General features: G+C 61.5%; 3 protein-coding genes. All 3 read right to left on the bottom strand.

Annotation, left to right across the window (positions count from 1 at the left end; genetic code table 11):
- Positions 1-1,139: 1,139 nt before the first annotated feature.
- Positions 1,140-2,222 (bottom strand): HPP family protein, encoded by a 1,083-nt coding sequence (locus NKJ23_RS34265; RefSeq protein ID WP_352685141.1) that lies wholly within the window; start codon positions 2,220-2,222, stop codon positions 1,140-1,142.
- Between the two features lie 603 nt (positions 2,223-2,825).
- On the bottom strand, positions 2,826-3,191 hold the full coding sequence (locus NKJ23_RS34270) for an ABC transporter permease (RefSeq protein ID WP_352685143.1): 366 nt from the start codon (positions 3,189-3,191) through the stop codon (positions 2,826-2,828).
- A gap of 6 nt (positions 3,192-3,197) precedes the next feature.
- Positions 3,198-3,503: an ABC transporter permease gene (locus NKJ23_RS34275; RefSeq protein ID WP_352685144.1), complete on the bottom strand. Its 306-nt coding sequence runs from the start codon at positions 3,501-3,503 to the stop codon at positions 3,198-3,200.
- Between the last annotated feature and the right edge of the window lie 289 nt (positions 3,504-3,792).

Genomic DNA, 3,792 nt, shown 5'->3' on the forward strand with positions numbered 1-3,792 from the left:
CCGCTAAACACGGGGGCTGCGCGGCGGACACGCCGACGTCACCGCAATGCCACGCCATTTTGCAGAACTTGACGCACACAACTGCGCGAACGCTTGCCCGTAGAAGACTGGCAAAGGTCAGGCTTTTGTCGGGGCGGTGGACTCCGCCAGCGAGAAATGACACCCAAAGCCTGATGGCTGAAGCGACGGTCGCCCCGCGTTCCGCACAGTGACGAAGGTAACGGTACGGCTCTTCGGCAAATGGCGCATCCTCATGATAGCGTCTGGCCGTTCCCTCTTGATGCCTCGGTCTCGCTCACACTATCCGAACAGGCCCGATCCTGGAGGGTCCTCGAAGTCGGCATGAGGGCTATAGGCCACGTGGTTGGGGTACCGAGCGGTAGGCGCGGTTCTTGGGCTGGAAATTGGCGACGCGCGACGAAGAAATCCGAGATCAACTCGTGCAATGGCAATTCCTAACACCGTGGACCTGGTGGAGCAGCCTCATCCTCCTGGTCAGGAACGTCACCAAGGCTATAGGATTGATGCGCGGCGAGCCCTCGGAACTCAGGATCATGTTGACATCGCTATTCGACAGAGCCGACTTGGCGCAAGCCACGTCTTTTCGGAATTGCTTATCGCATGGTCTATCGTCGGCCTAGTCAAACCCTTGGCGCGGCGAGGAAGCGGCGGTCGTCGGCGTGATGCATGACGGGGGTCGGCGGCGCCTCACCATAGGCGAAATGCAGGAACCAAAGGAAAGGACCACCTGCATGGAATTGCGAACCGCGTCCTCGGCGTCTGAGCCGCGACCTTGCCAACGATCACTCAATCCGCGACGTAGAGCTTCAACCCAGCCTTGGACACGCGAACCGCGCTACCATCGTTGCATAGGAGCCGTCCACCAGATGGTTGCACTTGTAGTCCGCACGCCTTTAGTCGACATAGCGGACTGGCTCTGGCCACCGGCAAGGTTGAAGAGTGTTCCGTTGTTGCAGTCGTACTTGGCCTACGTGAACCAGATGCCTGAGCACGCGGTCGCGTTTCAGGGTTGATCTACTCGTAAAAAGAAATTGTCTTAGGCGGAAGGCCGCACTTAATACCGCTATCCTATTGGCGCCCCATCGGGTTCCCGGATTGAGCAAGTCCGGATCACTATTTTATGCCGCTGCCAGCGTTGTGTCGGCCATGTGCACGCGCGCTGCCGCTGCCAGCAGGTCGGTCTGGGTGATCAGCCCAATAATGCGTCGCTCGGTATCGACGATGACCACGGCATGGCTGCGGCCGTCGGTGAGCACCGGCAGCAGGCTCATCGCGGGCGTATCGGGAGAGGCGGTGCTAGCCTTCGACATCACAGCCCTCACCGTGTCGGTCGCCTTCGTCAGCTCGCGCAGGCCAACTACACCGACCAGCCCGCCCTCGGCGTCGGTCACCGGCAGCGTCCGGATGTTGTGATCGAGCAGCAAATGATGCGCCTGGTCGGCAGGCGCATGTTCATCGACCGAAATCACATCGCGCGACATGATGTCCTCGCACAGCAGGGTCCGGTGGGAGCGCACCATCGCCTGCAACTCGACCTGCCGCAGCAGCCGCTCGAGATCGTTGCGGTCGATGTCGAAGGTTTCCTCCAGCGCGCCGAGCGCGGCATCGATATCCTCGGGCCGGAAGCCGACCCGCTCCCGCGCCGGCGGATCGATGGTTCCATGCGTGCTTTTAAGGACAGGGGCCGCCACATGCGGATAGTTGCGCCGCGACAGTTTGTGGATGCCGTAGCCGAGTGCGACCAGCACGATCGAGTTCAGCGCCACCGGAACGAAGGGAAACAGCAAGCCGGAGCTGAAGACGGCCGGTCCGCCGAACACCGCGGTCAAGGCGGCGGCGCCCCCCGGCGGATGCAGGCAGCGCGTGAACGACATGGCGGCGATGGCCAGCGCCACCGCAATGCCGGTAGCAAGGACGGGTTCATGCACGAAATGCGCCACGATCACCCCGACCAGCGCCGAAATCGTATTGCCACCGATAATCGACCAAGGTTGCGCCAGCGGGCTTGAAGGCACGGCAAAGAGCAGCACGGCCGATGCTCCCATTGGAGCAACCAGCAGTGCGACATGTGGGCCAGATCCGTTCGCCAGCGCACTGATCACGCCAGTCAATGCGATGCCGATCATGGCCCCGATGCAGGCGAGCAGCCGCTCGCGCAGCGTTGCACCGGCAAGGATCGGAACAAAGAGACGAAACGCCATGGCATACCCTTGGGCGAGTGGTCGGAACTCCGCGGTCCGCAATGCCGGCAAAGCCACAGATTTGGAAGTTAAGCCAATTCGGAAAGTCGGCTCACGGGGGAATACTTTTGCGCGAAGCGGTCATTCCCAAATGGGTGCAGACATTTTGATCAGCCAGAGGAGGCGGACGGCACGCTGATCCGCTCGAGCGCAGCAAGAGGCCAAGGGCTACCGTGCCGCAGGCAGCCGGAAATGGGGATGGTCGGAAGTCGAGCTGGGATGGACACTAAGGAATTCAGAGGCTTCGAAAAGCGTGCTGACAATGTCGGCACGGCAAGACAAATCAGGCCGTTGTCGCTCCACTTCCGAGGCGCACTCCAGCGGAGTACGGCTTCTACGCGGTGCTTGGTCTGCCTGTCCTTGCAACCATCGGATTCGTTGGCGTCATGGTGAAACGTCCACCTGTGGCCGCTGAGAAGACGACTGCCGCCAGTGTCGTCGTGGAACCGCCATATGACGGCGGCTTGGTTACAGAGCCGGCTCGTGTCGATCGGGCGGGGGAGCCTGATGTGACGTACATGGTCCAGAAAGTGGCCAATGAAGGTGCTGGCATCGTCAACGTGATCAGGTCACGTAATAGCGGTAATACAACCGCGACCACGAGCCTCTCAGGCGTTCGATGAGGCGAGAAAATCCGATCACCAGACCAAGCGCGAACGCCACACTGCCACACACGAAACCGATCAGGTCACGTTCCAGGCTCACCAGAATATTGGAGCCGAGGCCACCTCGGCTGAACTCTGCCATGCCGCGGGCCGCCACCTTTTCCAGCCGCGGTAGAAAACGTGGGTCAGCAGCGCCGGCATGGGCGAGCAACTCCCAAATCGCGAGCAGCGCCATCAGCACCGCAAGCGGCCGCAGATGTCGGCCGATGAAGCGGAAGGCCGGCGGTGCGATGGAAGCGCCGCGACAGCCTATCCCGACCTGCAATCGTGATCAGGCTGATCGTGGGGTCTCCGGACGCCAGCGTTGCAGATAGTTTTCGGCAAACGTGAGCAGGCCGTGGATCACCAATCCGGTCAGGCCGACCACGATCATGGCCGAAAAGACGAGTTCCAATTGAAAGAGCTGACGACCATAGGCCATCAGGTATCGGAGCCCTTCGAACGATGCGATGAGTTCTACCGCAACCAGGGTCTGCCAGCCGCTGGCAAGGCCTTCTCGCAGCCCTGCAGAGATCGACGGCGGGCGAGAGGCAGCACGATCATCGTGAGTTTCGACAGCGGCTGAACGAAAGGACACGGCCAGACCCGTCTCACGACGACGCCGTTGCGCTTCGCCGCATCAGGCTGGGTAGAGGACTTGCACGTCTAAAGCTGTCGATCATGCTCGGCACACAAAAAAGGGCGGCATTGCTGCCGCCCTTTCCGCTGTAGGTTGATAGGGGGGCTGGATTAGAAATCCATACCGCCCATGCCGCCCATGCCACCGCCGGGCATACCAGCCGGCATGCCGCCGCCAGCCGACTCCTTCTTCGGAGCCTCCGCGATCATGGCTTCGGTGGTGACCAGCAGGCCGGCGACCGAGGCCG

This window comes from Mesorhizobium sp. M0184 (genome assembly GCF_040322215.1).
Taxonomy (GTDB): Bacteria; Pseudomonadota; Alphaproteobacteria; order Rhizobiales; family Rhizobiaceae; genus Mesorhizobium.

Bases quoted from the DNA above. Each gene is read 5' to 3' on its own strand.
- NKJ23_RS34265 (WP_352685141.1), bottom strand. From the start codon at position 2,222: ATGGCGTTTCGTCTCTTTGTTCCGATCCTTGCCGGTGCAACGCTGCGC.